The organism is Vibrio sp. 10N.222.52.B12, from assembly GCF_002875385.1.
In the GTDB taxonomy this organism is placed as follows: Bacteria; Pseudomonadota; Gammaproteobacteria; order Enterobacterales; family Vibrionaceae; genus Vibrio; species Vibrio jasicida.
The window spans coordinates 133,161-158,532 of sequence record NZ_MDAW01000095.1 but is presented as its reverse complement, the minus strand read 5'-3'; the positions used below and the strand labels follow the sequence as shown (position 1 = coordinate 158,532).

Here is a 25,372-nt window from a genome sequence, read left to right as displayed (position 1 = left end):
TTAAATTTGGATAGGCTTCGCCATGATCACCGTATTTCGGCCAGTGTCTTTGGCGGTGTATAGGTTTTTATCTGCAATTTCAAAAGCACGCTCTAGTGCTGCCTGACAGGATTCAAAGGTTGGTTCTTGTGCTGAGAGTGTTATTGGAACAGCGCCAACAGAGATAGTAACTACACCAGATGGTTGATTCTTCATATGTGGTATAGAGAGTGTTTCTACGGCCTGCCTTAAACGTTCGACTTTAGAATTAAGGACGTCAGGATTGTTACCATAAACGAGCAGAGCAAACTCCTCCCCACCCAAACGATAAGACGGCTGGTCTGCCCCAAGCTGTGAACGGAATACTTCCGCCACGTCACAAAGTGCGTTATCCCCTTCGGTATGGCCATAGGTGTCGTTAAACTTTTTAAAGTTATCGATATCACACAGAACAAAGCAGACGTACTCCATAGTCTTGAGTGAATCTCGAACAAAGAACGGCGCGCTACGTTTATACAAAAACCGAGAACCAACCCCTGTCAGCGTATCAGTATCTGTTTGTTGACGAAGCACACGAAGTTGATTTTTGATCTTGGTGATCAAGCTAGAATATGAGCGTGCCAACTCGCCAATTTCATCAGAACGTCGGATTTCCGGAATATGGGATTGATCTATTTTCTCAATGTCTTTCTTCATCGAAGTAGACAAACGCTTTAATGGGCTAACGATCCACATCGTAACGACATAGATAAGTATCATTGAAATCAAGATGGCAATGAGCGCTTCACGACTTAGCTCTTTGATGAGGTTTAACTTGATGTGGTCGAGCTGGCTTGCATCCAACACTGCCCAGATGTAGCCACCGTTATTGTTACGAAGTGGTAGGCAAACATGCAGCACTGACAAGGTAGAATCGTAATAGAAGTCAGTTTGACGTAGCACATCCTTATTCCAAGGTAATTCTGTCTCCCTGTTTAAACGCTGGCTATCTTGCAACGCATCGAGGTCGATGCTCGTTTTGTTTACCAGATATTGGAGCTTATTCCGTTTTATCTCATCTTCATCAGGCGTCATTGAAAGCATACGAAGTAGATTATCTTTTTGTCCCTTTAAGCTGCCTACTTCGTAATCACTGACATCAATCCGCCATACTTGGTTGGTTTGAGCGAGGTAACGCACAGCTACCTCTTGAGTTTTGTAATCCGATACGCCAGACACTTCGACAAAAAGCAAATCATCGATAGCACTCAAATTTGCCTTAGTAGATGGCATCATTAAGTTTGCGTAATTCCGCCCTGCAATCGATCCAGACAAGAAGGTCATTTGAGAAGAAAGGTGAGTTTTTGCCATGGTCGCAGCATGTTCAATGCGCATATCCCATTCGCTCTGGAACCGAGTCAATGACAAACCAAAGATAATCGACATCACTAACACCAGATGCGAAACAAACAACATCTGGTTAATCGTAAGCCAACCAAAAACTCGCGTGCTCATTTTTGCTACTACTTGTCCTTGTACACACCTAAGACAGGCTCTGCACACGTTCCGTTGATACAGATATCTTGATAGGTCGTGTGACAGCTTTGACAAAAAGAAGGTTCGAGAGATGGATGAGTATGACTGATGTCTTTTCCTTGACGATCATAACTTCCGTATATCGCCATACCGCCAATGTGCTCTGTGACCCAAACGATGCCATCGACTTCAGAAATGGCAACGGCTGTTGGACCATCGGTATATGGTCCGTGGGTTTTATATTGTTCTAGTTTTGCTGGATTAACTCGGATCGTCAGTGGCGAACCCTGACCATTATTGATCCAGCTATAAGCTCGAACAGATTCTTGTATAAAAAGAGAAGTATCTGGAGGTAGAACCGTGTCTGCTGGTAGGTTTTGTGACTCTTTTACAACAGGCCAATCGAGCCACCCGTCTGGGTAACTGGCCATTGAAGCAGCGAAAGTTGAACAAGACGCAGCACTTAACACCAAGGCTAGCATTCGCCTGCTTTTACGACTAAACACGTGTTTTTCTCCCTAAAACAACAATGGGCTCGTCCTGAGCCAAAATCAAACAATGCCATATATTAACAATACGTTATATATGATGTTATCAATTAGCCTTTAGTAATGCACCAAGTTTATAATTAACAACGTTCTGTTAATAGAGTTGAATGTGCAAAACTGGAACATAAAATTGTGGTGTTAAGTCGAAAATGAGGATTACGTCGAATTTGACGCAATAAATATCGGTTACTGATGAGTAAATTTATGAACAAACGTCTTAAATTTTGACTTATTGAGTGAATGGTCAGAGATCTTAAGTGAAGTGATTATGTATTAAAGAGAAGATGGAGGCGCCTCCCGGAGTCGAACCGAGGTCCACGGATTTGCAATCCGCTGCATAGCCACTCTGCCAAGGCGCCATTTTGTCGTTTCTAAGAAGAAACATTGAAGTTTTCGTTAGGGTTAACCCTTTCGATGGTCAATGCGACAGATTTTATTCAAATTTTCTACAAGCTAAATCAGCCTCAAATAATTTAAATAAACACACTAACCTAATCGTACGTTCGATAATGAGATGCGATGGTACTCAATCGAATGGAGGCGCCTCCCGGAGTCGAACCGAGGTCCACGGATTTGCAATCCGCTGCATAGCCACTCTGCCAAGGCGCCTTACCGATTTTTGTTCTCTGAGACTTTAAAAATCTCAATCTACGAGAGATGGAGCCCCGGGCCGGAATTGATGGTCCAACACTCGGCCGGTCAACTCGACGGCGGGATGTTAAATCCACGCACTCAATTTGCGGATGGTGCCCCGGGCCGGACTTGAACCGGCACAACGCGAACGTCGAGGGATTTTAAATCCCTTGTGTCTACCAATTCCACCACCAGGGCAACGCAATCATGCGATGGCAACACCACCTGCTCTAGCGACCTGTGCCGCGAGAACGAGGCGTACTTTAACGGATTCAGATTTTAGATCAACAGATATTTTGTCTTTTTCATTCATATGGTTAAAAAGGCGACTCACATGCACAATCTACGATCATTTTGCGCAATTCATATACACAGCGAATGGCATCTTCCCTAATCCCGGTCTTGCTTGTACAAACAAAAAAACTTCAAAACCCTCCTACATTGAATGAATACTGACGCAGTACTCTACTTTCACTGGCCCTTGAGTAAAAACGCTTCGCCAACCTCTGTTCATTTCTCATCTTCATCTATTTTTCATATTTCACGTCTAGAGTTTACGTTGACCAAGAGACAGAAAAATAATGTGAAGCCTTTAAAACGATATCAGTACGAACGCTACGCCGTCCTTTGTAATCTCGCCTACCCCAGAGTCTTTAAACAGACCCGCTATGGGTTTGATCCTAATGGGCAGCGCATCATTAAAAACGAGTTTGGCAAAACCATGATCCGTGTTTTATGGAGCAAGAAGCGTACGGAAGTCGTCGTGGTAATTAAAGGTTCGCATAGCATGACCGATTGGATGTTGAACTTCGCGATGTGGACACGCAGCTGCAAGCGCTTGGGGCTAAACTATCGAATCCATGCAGGCTTCTACCATTTGTTATTTCAAGAAAGTCAACCTTCTCGAAATGAAGATCGTCTTGGTTTGAGTGTAATTGAACGATTAGAAGCCACTATTGTACCTCTAATTCTACAAGGCAAGCGCATCACCATTACTGGGCATTCATCGGGCGGCGCAATTGGTAGCGTGTTTGCCGATTATATCGAAAGAAAGTACCCGAAAAGCATCAAACGTGTGGTGACATTTGGTCAACCAGCGATTGGTGATTGGACATTCAAGAAACGCTATCGTTTAAGCCACAAAACCTATCGAATCTGTTGCGACATCGATATTGTTACCTTTATGCCTCCGGTGCCTTTTCTCTACTGGCATGTGGGCAAAATGCTTTGGCTTTATAACGGTAGGATTTACGAGAACACACCAACGTTGATGCGGCTTGGACGCTCTTTGGTGAGTTGGTTGATACGCCCTTTTTCTTATCACTTGATGAGTAAGTACATTCGAAATAAAGACTTCTTTGATGAACGGTAATCCATTGCTTCGCTTTCTAGGGATTAAAGGACGGATACAAAAAGAGCCAGTATTAAAATGGCTCTTTCGTCTTGGTTCAGAATTACAATGACGCAATTTCTTTATCAAGTTGGTATCTGTTGTCGGTAACGATGCGCTCCAATACTTCAACGCGCTGTTTGAGCTCTGCGACTTGCTTGTTCAAACCATTTCGCTCTTCTTCACTCATCTGATTGCGTTCAGAGATCTCTAACGCTTTTACTTCCTTACGATGGTTAAGTACCAGCTTAACGATACCACCACCAAATATTGCACTGAATACAATCGCAACAATCAAAACGTCAGCCATAGATTCCTTTCCTTAATCTGCCTACTGATAATGCTCAGGTATAAAGTTACGCATATGTTTCATGAATATCAAACAAGACATTAATTAAATGCGCACTATTTTCGAAATCGGTCACACCTGCAATTCTGCGAGCCTGATTATTTAACGCCGACCCAAACAGATACCGAACCTCCGTTTACTGGGAACTCTGCCCAGCCGTTGGCGTCAGTCCAGACTTCTTCGGTGCGAATACCTAACTTATCGACGTAACGCGTACTCGGCGAACCTGTGTACATCCATTTTGTTCCGCCAGGTCCATCACTCATGATAACCGCCATTGAGTTCGGGTGTTCCGCATCCCCTTCTCGTGTCCAACCAATCACATCCCAATGATCAAGGTAAGAGTGCTGCTTGCCATAAGCATAATCTTTACGGGCTTTCACCAACTGCTCAATATACGGCACTTTCACCATGTTGATGTCGTGTCCTTTATCACTGTATTGTGCGCCGTAGTAATCCGCGTAGAACACTGACGGATAACCTTCTTCACGAAGCAAAATGAACGCGTACGCAAGAGGCTTGAACCACCAATCCACCGGAGACTCCAGCGCTTGCAGTGGTTGCGTATCATGGTTCTCGACCAATGTTACCGCTTTCACTGGGTTGTCCTTCATCAAGGTGCCATCCATGATTTGGCGCATATCGAAGTTGCCGCCCGAGCGTGAAGCGTTATAGAAGTTCATGTGTAGCGGTGCATCAAACAATGACATGCTGCCAGAAGTCTTAGTGATAAAGTTATGCAGGTTGTTCACGTCGTAGTTCCAGTACTCACCCACAGTAAACAGCTCTTTGCCTGTCTTCCAACGTAAGTAATCGATCCACTCTTGTAGGTACTGATATTTGATGTGTTTAACCGCGTCCATTCGGAAGCCATCTACACCCGTCATGTTTAAGTACCACTCGCCCCAGTCTTTCAACTCTTGTTTGACTTCTGGGTGATCCATGTCTAGGTCTGCGTACATGAGGTAGTCGTAGTTGCCTTTTTCAGAACTGACTTCCCAATCCCACGCTTTACCATCGCCTTTGAATTTGAAGATCGCTTTTTCTTTACCTGCGTCGTCCCAGTCAACACCATCAAAGTGATACCACGTCCAATGAAAGTCTGAGTATTTATCGTTACGTCCTGGGAAGCTAAATTCGACCCAAGCTTCAATCCATTTGTCGCCGAGTTCAATGTTTCGGTTGTTCCAATCGACTCGCTTGGTGTCGACCCACGATTTACCATCCGCACCGCCACGGTGGTTAAACACCACATCACCATAAATTTGAATGTTGTTTGCGTGTGCCGCATTAATAGCATCGAGGTATTGGTCTTTGGTGCCGTACTTGGTTCGTACCGATCCTTTTTGATCAAACTCGCCTAAGTCATACATGTCGTAAACACCATAACCTACGTCATTGCTACCACCGGCACCTTTGTAGGCAGGCGGCAGCCATAACGCGGTAAAGCCGTTGTCAGATAACGCTGGTGCGTTGTTTTCAACTTGTGTCCAGAGTGTGCCGTCATTTGGCACATACCAATGGAAATACTGCATCATGGTTCCATTTTGTGCCGCCATAACCGGCGAACTGAGCAGCAAAGTTAAAGGTAAAAGTGTGGGTTTAAGGTTGAATGTTTTCATTATTTTTCTCTCACGTTTTAGAACGAAGTTCGAACTTAGAGAGCTAACATGACAGGTAGAAGAGATCCAACTAACCGTCTGTTGTACAACAAAAAGTTCGGACTACAATCATGGAGAAATTATCACCAATCACCCTCTACAATTATTGAGTTGCGTAACATTTATAAAATCAATGACTGATTGAACACAATTATTGAATCCCGATCAAATAACGAGGGAGGAGATAATTAATAAACAGGAGAAAGAGGTATTAAAGCACGTCAATTCCATTGCGCTAAAACGAAGAAAGCCCGTCATAATGACGAGCTTTCGAAAAGAATGGAGGCGCCTCCCGGAGTCGAACCGAGGTCCACGGATTTGCAATCCGCTGCATAGCCACTCTGCCAAGGCGCCTTACCGAATTGTTGTTCTCTGAGATTATTTAATCTCACTTTATGAGAGATGGTTCTCCGACCGGAATTGATGGTCCGACACTCGGTCGGTCAACTCGACGGTGGGATATAAAATCCACACACTCAATTTGCGGATGGTGCCCCGGGCCGGACTTGAACCGGCACAACGCGAACGTCGAGGGATTTTAAATCCCTTGTGTCTACCAATTCCACCACCAGGGCAACGCAATCAATGCGATGGCAACACCACCTGCTCTAACGACCTTAGCCGTGAGAACGAGTTGTACTTTAACGGATTATATTTCTAGGTCAACAATAAATTTATTCTTTTTGATTCAGATGGTTAAAAACACTACTGAATGTATGGGAGTTGAGCGATTCGATTAAAACTCACACGCAATCTTAACGACCTCGCCCATAAAATAGAGCCGCTATATTAGCGACTCCCTATCTACTCTCTCAATGAAAACGTTATGCACAACAGTTACAGTTGCGCTTGTAGCGGTCCATTTTACCTATGCCTGGGTTAAAGGTGTTGGTCGGATCAAGTTGATGGTAGAACGTTTGCAGCGAGTTTTCCGCTTCGTACAGATGCCCTACGTTGTGTTCCGCTGGGTATTTAGCGCCGCGACTGTTCAGGTGTTCCAACATTAGCTTCTTCATCAGCTTGGTGTCGGTGCCCTTTTTGAATACATAGTCTTGGTGGAAAACATAACACATAAAGTGCCCATAATAGAGAGACTTAACGAGGTTCTTACTCACTTCCTCAGGTAATGTTTCTAACCACTCCTCATCGTTACGTCGTAACGCAATATCAAGAGCAACGATGTCTTCCACTTCCTTGCGGTGAATGGTTTCGTAACGAATTGCTGCACCTGCTGCTGCAAAACGGTGTAGATACGCTTTCTTGCCCTCTTCTGGTGTACATTCGAAGAAGTCACTATCGTGCTCAGCCGCCCACACCTCTTTTAGGTATTTCTGCGCTTCGGCAATGCCGCCGTCACTCATTTTAAGTACAAGATGGTGCTCGTACTTATCACGGTATTCCAACATGCGCTTAGGAAGATGCTGCGGGAATAACTTGCTGACGTAGTAGAGAATAGTATCTGGCAGGTATTTGCTGACCAACGGAACACGCTCTAAGAAGTTTTCAACCTTAGCTTTAAGCGAGAACATCTTAGGCAGATTGTCTGTGCCTAATAAATCGATAGAAAGGAAGACGTCTTTACCGTATTTCTCCGCCATATTGAAGATGTCACGGTGAAGGTACTCACCCATTTCTGGTAAGTTTTCAAACTGAGTAAGGAAGTCTTTTCTCAGCTTGGTCAGTTTATCTGGATCGTTAGTACCTAAATAGAACACCTGCTCTTTCTCAGGAATAGGATAGCTATCGACTCGAACAGCGAACACGCCCAGTTTACCTGCACAACCACTCGCCTCGTACAGACGACGCTCATCCGCATTAAAGCGCGATGGGATATCAGAAGCCACATCACGAACACGTTCGTCGTATTCTTTGTCCGACGCCATGCGTTCATCATGAATCACTTTATCTGGGTCGAAGTTACCATCCTGGATGTTCTGTAAGATCTCTTCAGGCGTCGAGCCTAATCCTTCAATACCAAGGTGGTTTACAAGATTGAGCTTACCGTCCTTGTCGACCTGAGCGAATATGGCAAGCTCTGTATAAGCAGGACCACGTTTAACCAAAGCGCCACCAGAGTTGTTTGCAATACCGCCCACAACGGTTGCGCCCAGAGAAGAAGAACCAATCACCGAATGCGGCGCGCGATTAACTGCTCGCAACTCTTTTTCTAGTGAATGTAAACTTGCCCCCGGAAGGCAAACCGCTTGCTTACCGCCGTCTAACAGATAGATTTGCTTCATCTTGGTAATATTGATCACCACCACATCGCGGTCGTAATCACTACCACTTGGCGCAGAGCCTTCGGTCAGACCCGTCTTGGCTGCTTGCATGATGATGATGCAATTATTGTCCACACATTGTTGGATGACCTTCCATTGTTCTAACAGAGTCTTAGGAAAAACCACCGCCAACGCCGTGCCGCTTCCTGAACGAAAACCGCTGCGGTAATACTTGGTTTTGATTTGATCGGTAAGGACATTTTCTTCCCCGACAATGGTGACAAACGCGTCGATGAGCTGCTTCTGTTTCATATCCGTATCTCTAGTTATTATGCCCAGCCAATATAAGTAGTCCGAATCTGAACGTCCATGCCACCAAAGTCCGATAACGACGCCCAGACAAAATTAACCACTTTAATTACCCATAGATTCAATCACTTAAGTTTCGAAGAACTGTAAAATCAACAAAGAAACTTATCGTTTCCAAAAAGAAACAATAGCAAAGTGTATTGTTAACAAATGTGCACAACATCCAAGAAAAGCAAAGTCAAAAGAATCACAAGGCTTTATATACCTAACCTTGACAGAATATTGAGTCAAAACAAAACCACAACATGTGAGCACCATGACGTTATCGCAGCGTTATATCACTGTGACATTGTCGATCGACAAAGAAAATAGATAGATTGTGGAGTTTTAAATTTAGAGCGAATCCCTTCGAACAAAGAAGAATCATTCCTTTGAGAAAAGTTGAGCCACTAGAATTGATGGCTACGACGTTGAAAGCATTGATACAGATGCTCGATAAAGATCTTAATCTTTTCTGGTTGCTGACGAGTGTATGGGTACACGGCATAAATACCCAAGCACTTAGCCGTTTCGTCTTTAAACAACTGAATCAGTTTGCCTTGTTGTAAGTCTTCATAAACCAGCACCCGAGGCACATAAATGATACCTTGTCCCAGCAAAGCGACGTTACGTAACGCAGATGAGTTATTGGTACATAGATTCCCATCTACCTTAACCTGATACACCTCATCATCACGCTTGAAAGCCCACTCACGAGCCCCTGTCTCTTGATAGGCGTAAACCAAGCAGTTGTGCTTAGTGAGATCGTCCGGCGTTTTTGGTTTGCCATGTTTGGCGACGTACCTAGGCGATGCACACACAATCCAGTTTGCATCAACAAGCTTACGTGCGATTAGGCTTGAGTCTGGTAAAACCCCAGTACGAATGGCAAGGTCAAAACCTTCGTTGACGATGTCGGCGAATCGATTGTCCAGTTCCATATCAATGTTGATATCTGGATAAGCTTGGTTGAATTCAGAAATAACGGTAGGAAGGATAAGTTCACCAGAGATGGTCGGAACGGTAATCTTGATATTGCCGGATAGGCTCTTGCCTAAACCAACAATGGATTCTTCTGCGGTTGCGACGGCTTGATAAACACTACGAGCATGTTCGAAGAAGGATTGCCCTGCTTCTGTCAGTTTAAGCGTACGTGTGGTTCGATAAAGCAGTTGAACACCTATCTCCTGCTCTAATTTGGCAATGCGCTTACTGACAACCGACTTAGTGAGTTCCATTTGTCTTGCAGCGGCGCTGAATGAACCTTGCTCAACCAAATGATAGAAAATAATGTAGTCGTCGGTATTTCTCATGTGTCTTCACTGCTTCCTTGTCGAGGAAGACATTCTAAAGAGATTTCACACAGATTGCCGCAAGAAAGTTCACACTTGGCTTTTAAAGGCTTCCCCAACGAGAAAGGCGAGCTAATAAGGCTCGCCTTGTTTCTACTCAATTGAGTAATTTTCCTAGATGATCTGTTTATTTCGTGAAGTGAATATCACTGATTTCAAATTCCACACTAGCTTGGGTATTTGCCCATGCGGGGAAGATAGTGAACGTCTTAACAGTTTGCGCCCAATACTTGTTATCGAACTTATCTCCAAATTTGGACATTGGAACCGTAACGGTAACATCAGAGTTTAGTGCAAGATTCGCAGCAGAAAGTTCCGGTACAAAAACATCTCCCGTATCGCCATCCGCATTAGCAAGTTTCAGCACTAAGCCAGTTTGATCATTATCAGGCTTTTGTGAGCCAAAGGTAGTGACATTCACTGTGAAGACTAGTGAACCCGCTTCCGCAAAGTTTTCCAAGTTTTGTGCATCAAAGTTGAAGTGCAATAATCCTTTGTAAGCCTCTGGACTAGCACTGTTATACGTGACTGTTGCCCCATCTGTTACCGGGGTTACTGTCATGTGTGTTTCCCCATCAGGAATTGGCCCCCAACCTTCAGTGGTATATTGGTCTGAAGCATTTATCTGCGCATTGAAGTCAGCGAATAGGTTATAATTGTCACCCGTTAGTGGTGGCAACGCATCTTCTAGCATGTCTTCACAACTTACCGCATCAGAAGGTAATCCTTCAGGGTTTGGAACGTAACGGATCTTACCCAAATCAAACTCCACCGCCTCCGTTGCGTACATCAAGAAAGACGTGTTCAACATTTGGAAACTCATGCCAGTATCTTTCAAGCATTGAAGCGGCACTTTGATCGTCGTCCAAGTGCTTTCTGACGGTTCTGGTAAGACTTTGTTAATGTTAACCTCACCGCGACAAGGATACTCACAGTGAGTCGATAGCACTAAGCTCTCTGGCGCTGCAGTTACCATGCGAATATCAAACTCCAAAGTCGAATCCGCATTCATGTAGCTGTTGTAATCAACACCCTTTTCATCCGGGGTTTGCATGTAAATTTGAGCGGCTGAATTGCCAACAAAATCACCAGTCTCTCCCGAGAACTTCACATTGATTGCTGACTGCTGCATGCCATCGTAGTTGATGCCTTTCGTTGTTACTGAGCCGATTGTGGTGGTGTCTTTGCTGATTTCCAGTCCAGACCAACCATTCGCACTGCCTGACATACGTGCAACAAACTCTCCTTTTGCATCTTTACCGAAGATCTCTAATGGGAACTCAGCGATGCCATTATCTGGCTCGTCCATACCACAGCCATAATCACGAGGATCAAGCGGGATATCGTTCAAGTCTTCATACAGAGCAGGAACTTCGGTCTGATTTGCGTAGTTCAAACCATATCCATATGGGAACAAAGGCTTATGTTCGCCTTCGATATCTTGCTCAATCAACTCACCATTTATGCCATCAATTGGTGTCGTGTAGTTAGGGATATTGAGTGCCTTGCGGTTGATTGTGGTCGAACACTTCTTAGCACCCCACGAATAAGAGAGCTTACCTTTGAAATCCGCTCCATCTTTTGCGAACAACACATCAGTAATACCTAGACCTTCCGTACCCGGCAACCAAGCTGCAACGAACGCATCTGAGTTGTTGAGCTCTTCATTGACATAAAGTGGACGACCAGAGAAGAATACCGTGACCACTTTGTATCCCTGCTCTTTTAGCGATTTGATCGTATCAAGATCCGCTTGATAAGAGGCTTTTAGCTTCGAAAATTCAAGCGTTTGTGCTTTGCTGATGTCACCGAACATTTCTGCATAAGGATCTTCACCGATAACCACAAGCGCAGTAGCTTCTTCTGGTGTTGTTGCTGAAGCATCGGTAAAAACGTTTTCTTCACCAACTTCTTTCTGCATTGCCATAAGCACCGTTTGTGCATTCGGGAAGTCTTTCTCAATGGTATTGCCATCACCCTGCCAAGTCAGCGACCAACCACCTGTTTGTTTGGTGATGTCGTTGGCAGCCGAACCTGTTACCAAGAATTTCGAATCGGATTTCAAAGGTAGGATTTGGTCTTGGTTTTTAAGCAATACTAAGGATTCAGATACCGCTTGGCGTGCAATAGCAACGTGTTCTGGCGCGCTCAATACGGATTGTTCGCCTGCCAATGAACGTTCTGAAGGCTGTGGTTTTTCCCAAAGGTTTGCACGCATTTTCACACGCAAAATACGCGTCACGGCGTCATCGATACGCGACATTGGAATAATGCCTTCGTTTACTTGGTCAATCACATTCTGATAGAACGCTTGCCAATCGTTGCGTGAAGTCACCATAAAGACATCATTACCAGCGATTACAGCTTGAGGACAATCAGCTGCGCTACAGCCGTTGATCTCGCCTTGTCCGTTCCAATCGGTAACGACTAAGCCGTCAAAGCCTAATTTGCCCTTCAAGACATCAGTAATCAGGTATTGTGAGCCGTGGATTTTCTGGTTTTGCATGTAATCGCCACCATCCTCAGCACCGTCGATACCGACCATAGGATCGTAGTTCGCATCGTTCCACCATGAGTTAAACGACGACATCACCACTTGTGCGCCTGCATTCAAGCCACCGATATACCCCATTGCATGAATATTGCGTAGGTACTCTTCTGTGTAACGGTTCTCACCATGGTCAACACCACCCAACGTACCACCGTCACCGACCCAGTGCTTCACGTTAGAGATTACGTTAGTGTCCCCTTTTAAGCCTTCTTCACCACCTTGAATGCCTTCCACCATGCGCTTCGCGTATTCATACACGATTTCTGGATCTTCCGAGTAGCCTTCATATACACGTCCCCAACGATAATCGCGTGGTGTCGCAACGGTCGGTGCGAATGTCCAATCAAGGCCTGTCGCAACAACCTCTCTTGCGGTCGCTTTTCCTATTTCTTCAATCAGATCAGGGTTGCGAGCTGCACCTAAGCCAATGTTATGAGGAAATACCGTCGCCATGAAAACGTTGTTGTGGCCATGTACTGCATCTGTCGCCCACATAAAGGGAATTCGGAATCCTCGGTCAGCATAAGCGTCTTCCAACGCTAACCAGTATTTGTCAGCTTCGTCCGCCCAATCTTGTGCGGTCGCGTATTTATCATTGTTTGGAAAACCGCCACCACCGTTTAGTATTGAGCCAAGCTTATAGGTTTTCGCCTCTTGTGGAGTGACCTCACGAAGGTCCGGTTGTACCATCTGACCGACTTTTTCTTCTAACGTCATTAATGCAAGGATACGTTGGATTTCTGCTTCCATCGCATCATCTTTTTTAATAGCACTGTCGACATCCTTCCATTCCGCAAAGTAAGGAATAGGACTGGTTGAAATGGTGTCACTGTCTGAATCATTGCAGCCTGAGATCATCGCCATTGAAACGAGAATACTGACGATTGTTTTCTTTGTTCGTAGCACGTTATTGCTCCTGAAATATTTTGTTATCCAACGGGACCACACGCCAGAGACGTGCTAGTCACCACTAATTTTTCACTACAGGGGTTTTATTTAGACTACTGAAATAAATGATAAATAATTCTGTGTTAGTCACAGAAATATGCTGATTGGATACACGCATTAGTTCATGAAACAAATAAAGATATCGTTAACAGTTTGATTGTTCGTTAAACGAGAAGGAGTAAGGCTTGTTGCACTTTTGTATGATATGCATGATATTTCGCAGATTCATAGAAATGTGATTTGATTTCAAATCTTGAAAAAACGTATTAGTGATAGATGTTCCATATTCAACAATTTAAATTAGTGCCAAATTGCATAAGTTTGAAGCATATTCACACTATGTGGCGTTATTAATTCTCCTCGCATCTTAAGTTCACGAAGTAGCAAAGTAATAGCGCTACCACGAAACCGAGAGAACTCAGAAGTGAAGCTCTACTAAGTCGCAAAGCACGACACATGTGAAACAGTACGAAGAAAACAAAGTAGTGATTGACGGCGGCAAAAGGAATTGATGGAACAGGAATTTTAGATACAAAAAAAGACGCCCTAGGACGTCTCTTTTTATGAATTTGGAGGCGCCTCCCGGAGTCGAACCGAGGTCCACGGATTTGCAATCCGCTGCATAGCCACTCTGCCAAGGCGCCAAATTGTTTACGCTTAAAGGCTCTGCCCCGTTGCGTTGTGTGCTACTTTACGGATTCAGGAAATATAGTCAAACAAAAATCTTTTATTTCCGCTTCGTTTGCTTTGTTTTAAACCAAACAGTCGATAATTCGATCTAATCGGTGCCTTATTACTAATGGCTTTATTGCATATCACCGAACAAAAAACTACAAAAGCGACCGCTTAAGCCGCTTTTGCTTGTCACTTTTATACTGTTCGATGGTGTTAGCTGTTTGCGACGCGTTTAAATAAGCGCCCCACTACATTTGGATGGTAAGACCAAGTGTGGTCAAACATCGACATTAACGCTGGGTTGCCATACTTCGATAAGCTAATGGCATGAAAGCGGTTCTTTTTCGCTTTTAACGCATCGACTTTTGCAAGCAACTCATCTTGCTGTTTTGGTGCAATGAAGTCTGAGATAACAACCATGTCGGCATTTTTGTATTTGTCGCTGTTCATTAAATCAATAGATTTAATTAACGTTGGCTCCAAATCCGTCCCACCATGGAAGCTGTAAGTTAAAAAGTCAGCGGCTTCACGTAAACCATCCTGACGCGTTAGCTCGTAAGTAATGTGTTCAGTGGAGAAGATGATCACATAACAATCTCGTTGTTCGGCCAGAGCGATTTGCATAAGTGCGTAAGCCATGGCTTTGGCACATTGCTCCGGGAATCCACTCATCGAGCCTGACGCGTCAACACAAACGATAAATGGGCCTTTTTCAACGTCCACCGCTTTATGATCTGGTTTATGCGCTTTCACTTTACGTAGTGTGCGAGACTTACCTTGCGTGCGGTAGTTCATCAAGCGTTTATCAACCAAATGCTTGTAGAACACGACTTCCAGCTCTGGATACGCCAAAAACATGGTTTCGTTAGGTAGCAGTTTGTTGAGATCGTCACTTTCATGAATACCGACGATATCGTCTGTCGCTTCGTCACTCTTTTCCTCAACCATTTGCAGCTCTTCTGCTGGTGCGCGGTTGAGGTCAGGATCATTCACTTGCCCCGCCATGCGACCAAGTTGCTCTGCGATCTCTTGCAAACCTTTGTGCTTTTTAAGGAACTCTGCGTGGCGCTTCATCACGGTTAAGTCAGTTTTACTCAACTTAGCGGACGCCATATCCCACAAGCGCCCTACGCTTTCTTCGTCACCGGACTCCGTCACTTTATCCATGTTACGCATAGTTTCCATACGTTGATAAAGATCGTTGAGGACTTTTTCTTTATTCTCTTCAAGCTCAGAGACTTGCGCTTGTTTGATTGCTTCTGCAAGGCTTTGATACCACTGGTCACAGAAGTAATGAGGGAACATTGGGTTGTTCACCCCCTTGTTCTTCTCCATCATGCGACGCGCTTGCATGTAAAACGCCGAGTGCCATTCAAGCTTTTTGATCACGTCATCAATTCGTTCGAAAAACTCGTTTTCATCCCAATAAATCACTTCTTGATAGAGTGCGAGTTCCTGTTGAAAACGTTCTGTCTCACAGACTTTCGTCATGCGCTTTTTCACGTTGCCACGCCATTTAAGTAGATGGTTTTTCACCGAGGATTTCATACCTCGATTTTCTGCCATCATCATGACTTGTGAGCGCGCCATTAAATCGTTAACCGCACTATCAATGATGCCTGAATCTGCCACCATAAGTGCTAAGCTGAGTCCGTCTGCACCTAACATGTCGTCCCCTTAAGAGAAAAACTGATGTAAGTTTTTAAAGCGTTGAATGATCTTCTCGCTTTCACCTTGGATAGACTCAAGTCTCTGACTCACCTGTTGCAGACTCGATTCCATTAGACGTGGTAACTCTGGATCCACGAAACTGTGTGGCAATGCGCCATGGAAGTTGGCTTTAACCTTACGCATGTGGTGTTCAGCTTCACTCAATTGGCTTACTGCTTTCTCGCTTTCAGCCAACCATTTTTGGTAAAGCTCAACGTCTAAACCTTGTTGAGTCACTAAGCTCACCAACACACCGCGGTTTGCAATGTCACGGATCACAAGGTTGTTTGCCGCATCGACATCAAACCGCAGACGACACATATTGGTGTTTTGGTTCACATAGCCATACACATCGCCATGACCTTCTTTGATCACTCGGTCAAGCTCGTCTTTTGGTACGTATACCCAGCGGCTGTCACCCTTCTCTGATTCAGATACCGACATGTTGCTTTGCAGAATAACCAGCTTAACCAGATTCACCGCCGCGCCTACTTTGTAAGTTTTCGCTTTGGATGTATCGAAGCTCATGGTTTCTTTACGAAGCAGTCCCGTTGCCGCTTCAGCGTTTAGCGTCATGCGATATTTGTCTTCAAGTTCATGCTGCACATCAACCAAAGATTCACGACAGTATTCGATCTCTTGCTCTGCTTCTTGCTGATCAAAGGCATGTTTTAGTGCGAACTCTTGAATCACGCTGCGAACGACATCGCGTGACTCAGGGCTATTCCATAAACAATCTTGCAGTAGCAGAAGATCAAGTGGGTTGATTTCATCACGACCATTGAAAAACGCGCTCGCTTTAAGCAATTTGACCGCTTTTTTCCAACGGCGGTCAGACACGTACATATCTGTTAATGATGCGTCGCCAAACTCAGATTCGACTTTGGTTTCCAACATAGACTTAAGTTGGTATAGCTTTTCGAATGTATTGTCGGTGAGAGTCAGCTTATCGAGTTGTTGCTGCCAGCGGTGGTATTCTTCGTCAGTGATCGCCAAACCCTCTGGAACCTGCGCTTCTTGAGACGTACCCACTGTCAGCATGGATTTGAAGTTTTGTTTATCCTGAATGCGGTTTACAAACACGCGCACCAACATGCGGTCGTAAAGTGCGTCTAAACCACTATCTTCGTCTGGTAGTTCGTTTGATGCAGAAACCAAAAGGCGCATCGGTACACGTTCAATTTCACTGCCGTTTTTGAACGTCTTTTCGTTCACAACAGTCAAAAGCGTATTCAGAATTGCAGGACCTGCTTTCCAAATCTCATCAAGGAAAACCACCTGTGCCGTTGGTAAGTAGCCTTGAGTAAGACGGACATAACGACCGTTGTCTTTTAGCTCTTGAATGCTCAATGGACCAAACACTTCCTCTGGTGTTGAGAAGCGAGTCATTAAGTACTCAAAGTAACTACTGTTATCAAATGCTTGGATAAGACGTTTGGCGATTAAGCTTTTTGCAATACCCGGAGGACCAAGAAGGAAGACGCTCTCACCCGCTAGAGCGGCAAGAAGACAAAGTTTGATGGTGTGTTCGCGTTCGTAAACGCCGTCGGTCAGTGCTTTAGCCAGCTTGTTGATACGCTCTGAAAGAAGCGCCTTTTCTGCATTTGATGCGAAAGATGGTTGAATCATAAAAGCTCCGGCTGTTGAACTGAGGCTGTATATTTAATTTTATACATTTGTTATCACTTTGTTACAAGTGTATTTTTTAGTGAAGCTCGGTTATACCAGATGCTCTTCGCGCGCGTGCGCGGGTAACCATAGTTTTCATTTATGAGACATAACTCACTGAATGTGCTGATTTCATAAGAGTATGAAACCATTTTCTACTTTTGTTTCACGCAGTTTGTGGTTAATGTGCAAAACACGTCAACACGCGGTTACCGCTAGGATCCACAACTGCATGAGCAATACAATTCATAAATGGAAGCAGATTTCTCTGGTCGAAGAGGAAGTTAAACTACCAACTGGTCGGATGATCATACATACCACTATCCAACACCCCGGTGCTGCCGTTATCTTACCTATTACTTCAGATGGCAACATCGTTCTTGTTAATCAATTCCGTCCCTCTCTTAACAAATGGCTGCTTGAATTGCCTGCTGGCACACGTGAAGGCGATGAAGATCCGTTGCACTGTGCTCAAAGAGAGTTGGAAGAAGAAACAGGATATAGCGCCGAAAAGTTCACATCGCTTGGTCAAGTTACCCCTCTTGCTGGTTTTTGTGATGAAATCCAGTACTTGTTTGTTGCTGAGCAACTGAACAGGACCAATCGATACGAGTGTGACGACGATGAAGTGATTGAAGTGGTGACATTGTCACGAGAAGAACTCGAACAACAAATTATTCAAGGCATTATTACGGATGCCAAAACTATCGCTTGCCTAAGCAAAGCTCGTCTTTGCGGTTATATTTAGGTCTTTTCGACCGAGGAGAGAATTATGGACTTTCGATCAGATACCGTTACGCAACCTACCCAAGCAATGCGTGAAGCAATGTTTACCGCTCCTGTCGGCGATGATGTGTACGGTGATGACCCAACCGTTAACGAGTTAGAGCAATTTGCGGCTGAGCTTGCGGGCTTTGAAGCGGCAATGTTCACGACCTCTGGTACACAAGCAAACTTACTTGGCTTAATGGCGCATTGTGAGCGCGGTGATGAATACCTATGTGGTCAGCAAGCGCATAACTACAAGTACGAAGCTGGCGGCGCGGCGGTACTGGGTTCTATTCAACCTCAACCGATTGAAAACAACCCAGACGGTACTTTGCCATTTGATAAGCTAGAAGCAGCAATCAAGCCAGATGACGCGCACTTTGCACGTACTCGCCTACTTAGCTTAGAGAACACCATCAACGGTAAAGTGATTCCTCTTTCCTACCTAGCAGAGGCTCGTGAGTTTGTGAACAAACATAACTTGCAGATGCACCTAGATGGCGCTCGCGTATTTAACGCAGCTGTCGCGCTTGATGTTCCAGTCAAAGAGATTGGTCAGTACTTTGATTCAATGACTATCTGTTTATCTAAAGGTTTGGCAGCCCCTGTTGGCTCACTACTGCTTGGTAGCAAAGAGTACATTGCAAAAGCACGCCGTCTAAGAAAAATGGTCGGCGGTGGTATGCGCCAAGCGGGTATTCTTGCTGCAGCCGGTAAACTAGCCCTTACCGAGCAAGTAGAACAGCTAAAACAAGACCACATCAATGCAAAAACCTTAGCGGAAGGTTTAGCGGAATTGCCTGGTTTCTCTGTTAATCTAGAATTTGTTCAAACCAACATCGTCTTTGCCAAGCTTGATCCACAAGTGGATATTGCTGGTATCGCAGAAAAGATGAAGGAGCAAGGCATCACGATTACTCCAGGAAACCCAATCCGCTTCGTGACGCACAAAGATATTTCGGCACAAGACATCGATACCTTCCTATCTAGCCTTAAATCTCTGCTTTAACTTGATTTTGATCATTGAGCTTCCCCTAAGGGGAAGCTTTATTCTATGCGCTTTCAAGAACTACAATGAGTGCATTTCATGCTTAGATACGTGCTTCTAACGTCTCTTCTTATCTCTTCCTCTGTTGTGGCGAAACCTTTCGGTGACGTTGATAAAGGCAAACTTAAATCGCCAAGCTGTGTTTACTGTCATGGTTCGAACGGCATGACGACAAACGACGCTTACCCTAACCTAGCCGGTCAGAATGCTCAGTACCTGTATGATTCTATGAAAGCCTATCAAGATGGGCTTCGCTTAGGTCCTTTGGCTGAGATGATGGCAGCCCAATTACGCATGCTAAATGATGAAGATTTGCGCGATGTTGCCGCGTTTTATTCAGAACAAACTCCTCATGCAGAAAAGTGAATAATTATGGGACTTGTGAATCGCCACAAGTCCTAACTCCGTTTTCATTCGCACAACATCTAACCAAAACAATTAACTATTAAATCGTTGATAAGCAACTCAACCCTCTTCAGATCAAATTATTGATGAATTTATAGTTCATCAACTCAGTTAATATTGACTTTTTATTCTATTTTATCGATATTTCATGCTTTCTATAATTCGACGTGAAATAGGTTATGTCTCACACACACGCTCAGCCATCGGAATCGGCGGCAACCCCAAAATCATGGCAGATGCCTGATACCCTCATTTTGATCTTCATTGTTGGTATTCTTGCTGCGATTCTTACCTACTTAATCCCTGCTGGTCATTTCGATAGCCAACAGGTGACCTACATGGTCGACGGTGCAGAAAAAACTCGTACTGTTATCGATCCATCTTCTTTCTCTTATGCAACCGACGAAAACGGTGAATTGGTTTACAACAAGGTTGGACTGTTCGCGTCAGGCGGTGGCATTGGTCTAATGAACTTCCCATTCGAAGGTCTGGTTTCAGGCTCTAAATGGGGCAGCGCGATTGGCGTTATCATGTTCATGCTTGTTATCGGTGGTGCATTTGGTGTGGTAATGCGCACAGGCACAATCGACAACGGTATCTTACGCCTTATCGACAAGACCAAAGGTAACGAAGCGCTATTCATTCCAGTTCTGTTCTTGCTGTTCTCTTTGGGCGGCGCAGTATTTGGTATGGGTGAAGAAGCCGTCGCATTTGCGATTATTATCGCGCCACTAATGGTTCGCCTTGGCTACGATGGTATCACTACAGTAATGGTGACCTACGTTGCGACTCAGATTGGTTTTGCAACGTCTTGGATGAACCCATTCTCGGTAGCGATCGCGCAAGGTATTGCTGGTATTCCGGTTCTGTCTGGTATGACTGTACGTATGGGTCTGTGGGCTGGCTTTACACTTATCGGTATTGCTTTCACTATGATTTACGCAGCGCGTATCAAAGCAAACCCTGAGCTTTCTTACAGCCGTCGTACTGACAAATACTTCCGTCAGCAAGAGCTAGGTGACCACGATTCTCGTTGGAACCTAGGTGACACCCTAGTTATCCTTACGGTTATCGCAACTACAGTATGGGTTGTTTGGGGCGTAGTGGCTAACGCATGGTACATCCCAGAGATCGCATCTCAATTCTTCACAATGGGCTTTGTTGTTGCGATTATCGGTACGATCTTCCGTCTAAACGGCATGACACTTAACTGTGCGGCTGACGCATTTAAAGAAGGTGCAGCAATCATGCTTGCCCCTGCTCTATTGGTTGGTTGTGCGAAAGGTGTATTGCTTATCCTAGGTGGCGGTACTACTGATGAAGCGAGCGTACTGAACTCGATCCTGAACAGCGCTGGTGGCGTAATCAGCGGTCTTCCTGACGTTGCTGCGGCTTGGTTGATGTATGTTTTCCAATCTATCTTCAACTTCTTCGTGACTTCAGGTTCTGGTCAAGCAGCGCTGACAATGCCTCTATTGTCTCCTCTTGCAGACATCGCTGGCGTTACACGTCAGGTAGCCGTTCTAGCATTCCAACTTGGTGACGGTTTCACTAACGTTATCGTTCCAACTTCAGCGTCGCTAATGGCAACACTGGGTGTATGTCGTATCGACTGGGGTGACTGGGCGAAATTCTGCTGGCGCTTTATGCTATTACTCTTTACCCTATCGAGCATTGTCGTCGTCGCAGCTCACGTGATGGGTTTTGCGTAAACTGATTACCAATATCCCCAAGCAACTTAAACGCGAAAGCGGAGTTTGGGTATAAAGAATAAGGCGAGACAAGTTCTCGCCTTTTTTAATTCAAGCCGTATGGCAAACAAGCATCGAAGTAAGATGTTTTGGAGTGACAACTTTAATGGCAACACAATTTCTGGATGACGTAATTCAAGGTCATCAAGTCATTCAATCTCTTGACGTAACAGACTTGCCTGCAGGCGAGCATAAGTTTTGGTTCCGTATCGCAACCAACGCCCTATCTCAATGGCAACATTTGCCTGTGTTGGTTTTCAAAGGCGAAAAACCGGGTAAGAAAATCATGATCACAGCAGGTGTTCATGGTGACGAATACAACGGTGTTTTAGCGGCACAAAAGACCGCTCGTGAACTGATTGGTAAAGACATCGCAGGTACTGTAACTGTCGTTCCGACCATCAACCTGACGGGTATGCTGAACCACAGCCGTGACTTCTTCTCTGCGGATCCTGATGCATCTCCTGCAAACTTAAACCGTTTCTTCCCTGGTGATGCAAACGGCAACGAAGCAAACCGCTTCCTGTTTGCTTTATGGAATAACCTTCTTAAGCCGAACGCAGAGCTGGCGATTGATTTGCACACTCAAACCAGTGGTGCTGCTTACCCACTGTACGTGTTTGCCGATTTCCGTATCGAGCAATCTCTGGAAATGGCTCGCCTTATTAACCCAGACGTAATTCTTAACGATCCGGGTGACGCAGGTGTACTTGAAACCGTCTGGAACAACAGCGGTATTCCAAGCATCACCATCGAGGTGGGCATGGGTCGTTACACAGAACAAGAGCTGATCGACCGTACCGTGACTGGCATCTTCAATATCCTTGCTCGCCATGACGTAGTGACTGGTGAAATTGCAGAGCTCACGCCATGCCTAGAAGGCAAAGACATCATCAGCATTCGTGCCGAACTGGGTGGTTTTGTACTACCACAAGTGAAGATGATGGATAAGGTAGAGCAAGGTCAATTGGTTGCGATTCAATACGACAGCTTTGGTGATGAGATTCAGCGTTACACAGCGCCAACAGAAGGCACGGTACTGAGCCACAACATTGAATCGATCCGAGCGCCAGGTTCTTTGGTTGTTCGACTGATTAAGTAATCCAGAACTCAGTTAAATACATGCCCCACTTTTTGTGGGGCATGTTTCATTTGTCGCTGTAAGTATTACTTTGTTTGCTCTACGAGAATTAATTCGTCCGACGCAAAGCCTTTCTCTTTTGCTACTTGTTTGAAACGCTCGACCGTTGCTTTATCAACAGTTGGTGTGCGTGACAGTAGCCATAGGTAGTCGTGATTGAAACCAGAGACAAACGCGTAGTCGTAGTTCTCACCTAGCTCAAATACGATGTAAGACGAATAAAACGGACCGAAGAAAGACACTTTTAAATGCCCTGTGTTTTCACCATCGACGAAATACGCTTTGCCGTCAGCTTGCGTCCATTCTTTATCATCTTCTGAATAGCCTCGGTTGATAACCGTTACGCCACCATCCTCACGGAGCTCGTATTCAGCCGTCACATTCGATAAACCGCGCTCAAAAGAGTGATCAAGACGCGCAATTTCATACCACTTGCCTAGATATGGTTGAAGTTCAAAGTTGTTGACGGGCTCCACACCGTCCGGTTTAGACGTACAACCAAACAACGTTGCAAGAGACAAAAGTAAAAGTGTTTTGAGAGATTTCATACAGCAACCTGAAATTAAATTAGTGTCTGATTTTACTATAGAAGATAAAAATTCGATCAGAAATTAATGTATCGAAATTCTCCACAGGACAGTCCTATGTCTTGAAAACCTTGTAGTGCTTCAAACACATTAAAGTGGCTCACGACAACAACCTTTCGATATTGGCGGTAACGATCCAGCACCAACTCAGCCCGTGCTTTTAGCTCATCAACATGTTCGTAGCGACTGTCGGTCATTGGAATACCCGCTTTTAACAGCTCTCGGTATTCGAGCCAGCGTCGGTCTCTTTCATTCAATGTAATGTAGCCGCCTTCTTTGTCCGCACGCCACTCTCTCAAGTCATGCTCAACAAACAAAGGCAAATCGCGATGACGATTGAGAATTTCTGCAGTTTGAAGGGCTCTTGTATAAGGTGAGCTGATGATGATTTCAGCATCATTGAAGACTGGATGATTGAGTTTTTCTTGCAACACAGACAAATGCTCTCGACAAAGCGGGGCATAATCCTTCTCAAGTTGGGTCATCTGCCGCTCATCCGCTAACGTAAAATCTGGCACGCCATGCCTTACAAATACAATATCCATCTTGTGGTGCTCGTCCTTGTTAAATTGCTATTGAGAAATTGGAGTCAGTTTTAGATAGGAGTGCACTTCTCCATTTTTGTATTCAATCGCCGAGTGGATGGAAGGTTCACGGTTTCCCACAACAGAAAGTTCGTAAGTGTTTTCACCTTTGTAGATCGTGATATGAAGTACGCCAGCTTCTAGCTCCCAATGCCCTTTGGTGTGAAGGCGTCCAAACAAGGTGTATTCATCAAGTGAACCATCCGCATGTAAGTGCACCTCTGTGATGTAGCCACCCGTGCAGCTCTTGATCCAGCAACGATCACTGACTTCTTCTAGGCGTATTTCTCTTTTGCTTGTCTTCCATTTCGAGAAACGTTCAGACTCCGCAAAAGACGCTTCGATATCGGAATGTTCTTTTATGGGCGCTCCTTCAAGCTCGCGTAAGCAAAGCTGAATCCAACTAGTTATTTGCATGGAATATCCTTAAGGTTTCAATTGCCCTTTTTACACCTAAACGTGGGCTGCTTAATACTGGAATGCCGACATCAACTAATGATGCAGCACCTGACATCGAAGCTTGCGCCAATACAATTACGTCATAATCACGAGCCTTTCTCTCTATTACTGCTTTAATCTTGTCGTAGTAGCCTTGGTTATCTTGGTCGAGAAAGCGTTCCCAAGCACCTTCAACCACAAACGTATCTAACTGACGGATACAATTGCCCTCACTCGTCTCAAGTAACGCCAAGCTGGGCTCAATGGTTGTCGATAATGCCGCGAGTAACAACACTCGCTCATGAGTTACAGCTTGGTCACCCATCGCGCGGCCTATACGATGAACGTTAACACCCTGCTCTGTAAGCGATTCAGCAAAGCGACCAATTGAGGAACAAGTACAAACCACCAAGTTTGCTTGTTCAGAAAGCTCTCGTACTTTGTCTTGTACTGATTGCTTCACCTTAGATACGTCCTCTCCATCAACCAAACGCTCCAACAAGTCAGCATCGGCAAAGTGTGCGACTTTTAAATCAGGTGCGAGCTCTATCATCAATTTGGAGAAAGGTGGAATGTGTACGGGTGAAGTATGAAGAAAATATAGGTCGTATGGCTTCATGCTAAGTTGTCGATTTTTAGTTCAATTTCGACAACTTAGCACAAGGCGATGGGAATTAATGCGATCACAGTTACTGTTGTGCTTCCCAAAGACCAAGAAAGTACTTGCCGTAAACCACTTCAGTTTGCATATGCATAATCAGTAAAAATGCAATCAAAGCTAATATAAAGCGATTGAAATAACGGCTGACTTTGGTACGAACTTTTATATCGAATAATCCGATATGAATACCAACATAGGCAAAGGGGTAAACCAACAAAACAGCGAGTAACCAACCTAGGTAGCCGGATATCGCCATTTCTTCGTAGCCGATCATAATACCTCCACAATGAATACGACGGGAACTTTATTAGGGTCTGTTAATCTTTCAAGCTGATTTTTGCAGCGAATTGTTGGACATTTATACAAGGCAGAGACTTTGCTGTGTAGCCAGCCTACATGAGAAGTCGATAACGCAGTAGAAATGTCCAACAAACGCTGCCCAA

Annotated in this window: 20 protein-coding genes and 6 tRNA genes; 6 read left to right on the top strand and 20 right to left on the bottom strand. The window is 44.7% G+C overall.

Features of this window, described 5'->3' with window-relative positions:
• The 5 genes from BCT11_RS04870 to BCT11_RS04850 all read right to left on the bottom strand — a co-directional run bounded on the left by BCT11_RS04870 (position 1) and on the right by BCT11_RS04850 (position 2,873).
• Positions 1-1,353, bottom strand: coding sequence for a diguanylate cyclase (locus tag BCT11_RS04870; protein WP_227742650.1), 1,353 nt, complete (start codon positions 1,351-1,353; stop codon positions 1-3).
• A 128-nt stretch (positions 1,354-1,481) separates the two neighbouring features.
• Positions 1,482-1,976 carry a hypothetical protein gene (locus BCT11_RS04865; protein WP_038877295.1) on the bottom strand — a complete coding sequence of 165 codons (495 nt, stop codon included), beginning with the start codon at positions 1,974-1,976 and terminating at the stop codon, positions 1,482-1,484.
• Positions 1,977-2,327: 351 nt separating this feature from the next.
• A tRNA-Cys gene (locus BCT11_RS04860) sits at positions 2,328-2,401 on the bottom strand.
• A 176-nt stretch (positions 2,402-2,577) separates the two neighbouring features.
• Positions 2,578-2,651, bottom strand: a tRNA-Cys gene (locus BCT11_RS04855).
• 135 nt (positions 2,652-2,786) lie between these two features.
• A tRNA-Leu gene (locus tag BCT11_RS04850) sits at positions 2,787-2,873 on the bottom strand.
• A gap of 385 nt (positions 2,874-3,258) precedes the next feature.
• On the opposite strand from BCT11_RS04850, the gene BCT11_RS04845 reads away from it, so the two are divergent.
• Positions 3,259-4,047 (top strand): lipase, encoded by a 789-nt coding sequence (locus tag BCT11_RS04845; protein WP_042606503.1) that lies wholly within the window; start codon positions 3,259-3,261, stop codon positions 4,045-4,047.
• Between the two features lie 82 nt (positions 4,048-4,129).
• On the opposite strand, the gene BCT11_RS04840 is transcribed toward BCT11_RS04845, so the two are convergent.
• The 10 genes from BCT11_RS04840 to BCT11_RS04795 form a co-directional block, all read right to left on the bottom strand.
• Positions 4,130-4,375, bottom strand: coding sequence for a hypothetical protein (locus BCT11_RS04840; protein WP_042606504.1), 246 nt, complete (start codon positions 4,373-4,375; stop codon positions 4,130-4,132).
• 137 nt (positions 4,376-4,512) lie between these two features.
• Positions 4,513-6,036, bottom strand: coding sequence for an alpha-amylase (gene amyS, locus BCT11_RS04835; RefSeq protein WP_102387406.1), 1,524 nt, complete (start codon positions 6,034-6,036; stop codon positions 4,513-4,515).
• Positions 6,037-6,355: 319 nt separating this feature from the next.
• A tRNA-Cys gene (locus BCT11_RS04830) sits at positions 6,356-6,429 on the bottom strand.
• A gap of 134 nt (positions 6,430-6,563) precedes the next feature.
• Positions 6,564-6,650 (bottom strand) — tRNA-Leu (locus tag BCT11_RS04825).
• A gap of 249 nt (positions 6,651-6,899) precedes the next feature.
• Complete coding sequence (gene dld, locus BCT11_RS04820) at positions 6,900-8,606, bottom strand: D-lactate dehydrogenase (RefSeq protein WP_102387405.1); 1,707 nt, start codon at positions 8,604-8,606, stop codon at positions 6,900-6,902.
• Between the two features lie 446 nt (positions 8,607-9,052).
• Positions 9,053-9,955, bottom strand: coding sequence for a LysR family transcriptional regulator (locus tag BCT11_RS04815; protein WP_039987637.1), 903 nt, complete (start codon positions 9,953-9,955; stop codon positions 9,053-9,055).
• A 166-nt stretch (positions 9,956-10,121) separates the two neighbouring features.
• The gene (locus BCT11_RS04810) at positions 10,122-13,409 is read right to left on the bottom strand and encodes a glycoside hydrolase family 3 protein (RefSeq protein ID WP_102387404.1); all 3,288 of its coding nucleotides are present in this window, start codon (positions 13,407-13,409) and stop codon (positions 10,122-10,124) included.
• Between the two features lie 654 nt (positions 13,410-14,063).
• Positions 14,064-14,137: transfer RNA gene (locus tag BCT11_RS04805), tRNA-Cys, on the bottom strand.
• Positions 14,138-14,381: 244 nt separating this feature from the next.
• The gene (viaA, locus tag BCT11_RS04800; protein ID WP_102387403.1) at positions 14,382-15,836 is read right to left on the bottom strand and encodes an ATPase RavA stimulator ViaA; all 1,455 of its coding nucleotides are present in this window, start codon (positions 15,834-15,836) and stop codon (positions 14,382-14,384) included.
• Positions 15,837-15,845: 9 nt separating this feature from the next.
• Positions 15,846-17,507 (bottom strand): ATPase RavA domain-containing protein, encoded by a 1,662-nt coding sequence (locus BCT11_RS04795; RefSeq protein WP_042601511.1) that lies wholly within the window; start codon positions 17,505-17,507, stop codon positions 15,846-15,848.
• A gap of 271 nt (positions 17,508-17,778) precedes the next feature.
• On the opposite strand from BCT11_RS04795, the gene BCT11_RS04790 reads away from it, so the two are divergent.
• The 5 genes from BCT11_RS04790 (at position 17,779) to BCT11_RS04770 (ending at position 22,620) form a co-directional block, all read left to right on the top strand.
• A complete protein-coding gene (locus BCT11_RS04790) occupies positions 17,779-18,294 on the top strand; it encodes an NUDIX hydrolase (RefSeq protein ID WP_102387402.1) in 516 nt (171 codons plus the stop codon).
• A 24-nt stretch (positions 18,295-18,318) separates the two neighbouring features.
• Complete coding sequence (gene ltaE / locus BCT11_RS04785) at positions 18,319-19,323, top strand: low-specificity L-threonine aldolase (RefSeq protein WP_102387385.1); 1,005 nt, start codon at positions 18,319-18,321, stop codon at positions 19,321-19,323.
• 78 nt (positions 19,324-19,401) lie between these two features.
• Positions 19,402-19,728 (top strand): cytochrome c, encoded by a 327-nt coding sequence (locus BCT11_RS04780; RefSeq protein WP_020196259.1) that lies wholly within the window; start codon positions 19,402-19,404, stop codon positions 19,726-19,728.
• A 218-nt stretch (positions 19,729-19,946) separates the two neighbouring features.
• A complete protein-coding gene (yfcC, locus tag BCT11_RS04775; RefSeq protein WP_005443800.1) occupies positions 19,947-21,479 on the top strand; it encodes a putative basic amino acid antiporter YfcC in 1,533 nt (510 codons plus the stop codon).
• A 145-nt stretch (positions 21,480-21,624) separates the two neighbouring features.
• Entirely contained in the window at positions 21,625-22,620 is a 996-nt protein-coding gene (locus tag BCT11_RS04770; protein WP_053049054.1) for a succinylglutamate desuccinylase/aspartoacylase family protein, read from the top strand.
• Between the two features lie 65 nt (positions 22,621-22,685).
• Here BCT11_RS04770 and BCT11_RS04765 read toward each other — a convergent pair whose 3' ends face one another.
• The 5 genes from BCT11_RS04765 to BCT11_RS04745 form a co-directional block, all read right to left on the bottom strand.
• A complete protein-coding gene (locus BCT11_RS04765; protein ID WP_102387384.1) occupies positions 22,686-23,207 on the bottom strand; it encodes a lipocalin family protein in 522 nt (173 codons plus the stop codon).
• 56 nt (positions 23,208-23,263) lie between these two features.
• The gene (locus BCT11_RS04760) at positions 23,264-23,791 is read right to left on the bottom strand and encodes a histidine phosphatase family protein (RefSeq protein ID WP_102387383.1); all 528 of its coding nucleotides are present in this window, start codon (positions 23,789-23,791) and stop codon (positions 23,264-23,266) included.
• A 27-nt stretch (positions 23,792-23,818) separates the two neighbouring features.
• Positions 23,819-24,247 carry a hypothetical protein gene (locus tag BCT11_RS04755; protein ID WP_009705317.1) on the bottom strand — a complete coding sequence of 143 codons (429 nt, stop codon included), beginning with the start codon at positions 24,245-24,247 and terminating at the stop codon, positions 23,819-23,821.
• Positions 24,234-24,887 (bottom strand): aspartate/glutamate racemase family protein, encoded by a 654-nt coding sequence (locus BCT11_RS04750; RefSeq protein WP_102387382.1) that lies wholly within the window; start codon positions 24,885-24,887, stop codon positions 24,234-24,236. The genes BCT11_RS04755 and BCT11_RS04750 overlap by 14 nt, the downstream gene beginning before the upstream one ends.
• Positions 24,888-24,957: 70 nt before the next feature.
• Positions 24,958-25,203 (bottom strand): hypothetical protein, encoded by a 246-nt coding sequence (locus BCT11_RS04745; protein ID WP_102387381.1) that lies wholly within the window; start codon positions 25,201-25,203, stop codon positions 24,958-24,960.
• Between the last annotated feature and the right edge of the window lie 169 nt (positions 25,204-25,372).

Bases quoted from the DNA above. Each gene is read 5' to 3' on its own strand.
- BCT11_RS04870 (WP_227742650.1), bottom strand. From the start codon at position 1,353: ATGCGCATTGAACATGCTGCGACCATGGCAAAAACTCACCTTTCTTCT.
- BCT11_RS04865 (WP_038877295.1), bottom strand. From the start codon at position 1,976: ATGCTAGCCTTGGTGTTAAGTGCTGCGTCTTGTTCAACTTTCGCTGCT.
- BCT11_RS04840 (WP_042606504.1), bottom strand. From the start codon at position 4,375: ATGGCTGACGTTTTGATTGTTGCGATTGTATTCAGTGCAATATTTGGT.
- amyS (WP_102387406.1), bottom strand. From the start codon at position 6,036: ATGAAAACATTCAACCTTAAACCCACACTTTTACCTTTAACTTTGCTG.
- dld (WP_102387405.1), bottom strand. From the start codon at position 8,606: ATGAAACAGAAGCAGCTCATCGACGCGTTTGTCACCATTGTCGGGGAA.
- BCT11_RS04815 (WP_039987637.1), bottom strand. From the start codon at position 9,955: ATGAGAAATACCGACGACTACATTATTTTCTATCATTTGGTTGAGCAA.
- BCT11_RS04810 (WP_102387404.1), bottom strand. From the start codon at position 13,409: ATGGCGATGATCTCAGGCTGCAATGATTCAGACAGTGACACCATTTCA.
- viaA (WP_102387403.1), bottom strand. From the start codon at position 15,836: ATGTTAGGTGCAGACGGACTCAGCTTAGCACTTATGGTGGCAGATTCA.
- BCT11_RS04795 (WP_042601511.1), bottom strand. From the start codon at position 17,507: ATGATTCAACCATCTTTCGCATCAAATGCAGAAAAGGCGCTTCTTTCA.
- BCT11_RS04790 (WP_102387402.1), top strand. From the start codon at position 17,779: ATGAGCAATACAATTCATAAATGGAAGCAGATTTCTCTGGTCGAAGAG.
- ltaE (WP_102387385.1), top strand. From the start codon at position 18,319: ATGGACTTTCGATCAGATACCGTTACGCAACCTACCCAAGCAATGCGT.
- BCT11_RS04780 (WP_020196259.1), top strand. From the start codon at position 19,402: ATGCTTAGATACGTGCTTCTAACGTCTCTTCTTATCTCTTCCTCTGTT.
- yfcC (WP_005443800.1), top strand. From the start codon at position 19,947: ATGTCTCACACACACGCTCAGCCATCGGAATCGGCGGCAACCCCAAAA.
- BCT11_RS04770 (WP_053049054.1), top strand. From the start codon at position 21,625: ATGGCAACACAATTTCTGGATGACGTAATTCAAGGTCATCAAGTCATT.
- BCT11_RS04765 (WP_102387384.1), bottom strand. From the start codon at position 23,207: ATGAAATCTCTCAAAACACTTTTACTTTTGTCTCTTGCAACGTTGTTT.
- BCT11_RS04760 (WP_102387383.1), bottom strand. From the start codon at position 23,791: ATGGATATTGTATTTGTAAGGCATGGCGTGCCAGATTTTACGTTAGCG.
- BCT11_RS04755 (WP_009705317.1), bottom strand. From the start codon at position 24,247: ATGCAAATAACTAGTTGGATTCAGCTTTGCTTACGCGAGCTTGAAGGA.
- BCT11_RS04750 (WP_102387382.1), bottom strand. From the start codon at position 24,887: ATGAAGCCATACGACCTATATTTTCTTCATACTTCACCCGTACACATT.
- BCT11_RS04745 (WP_102387381.1), bottom strand. From the start codon at position 25,203: ATGATCGGCTACGAAGAAATGGCGATATCCGGCTACCTAGGTTGGTTA.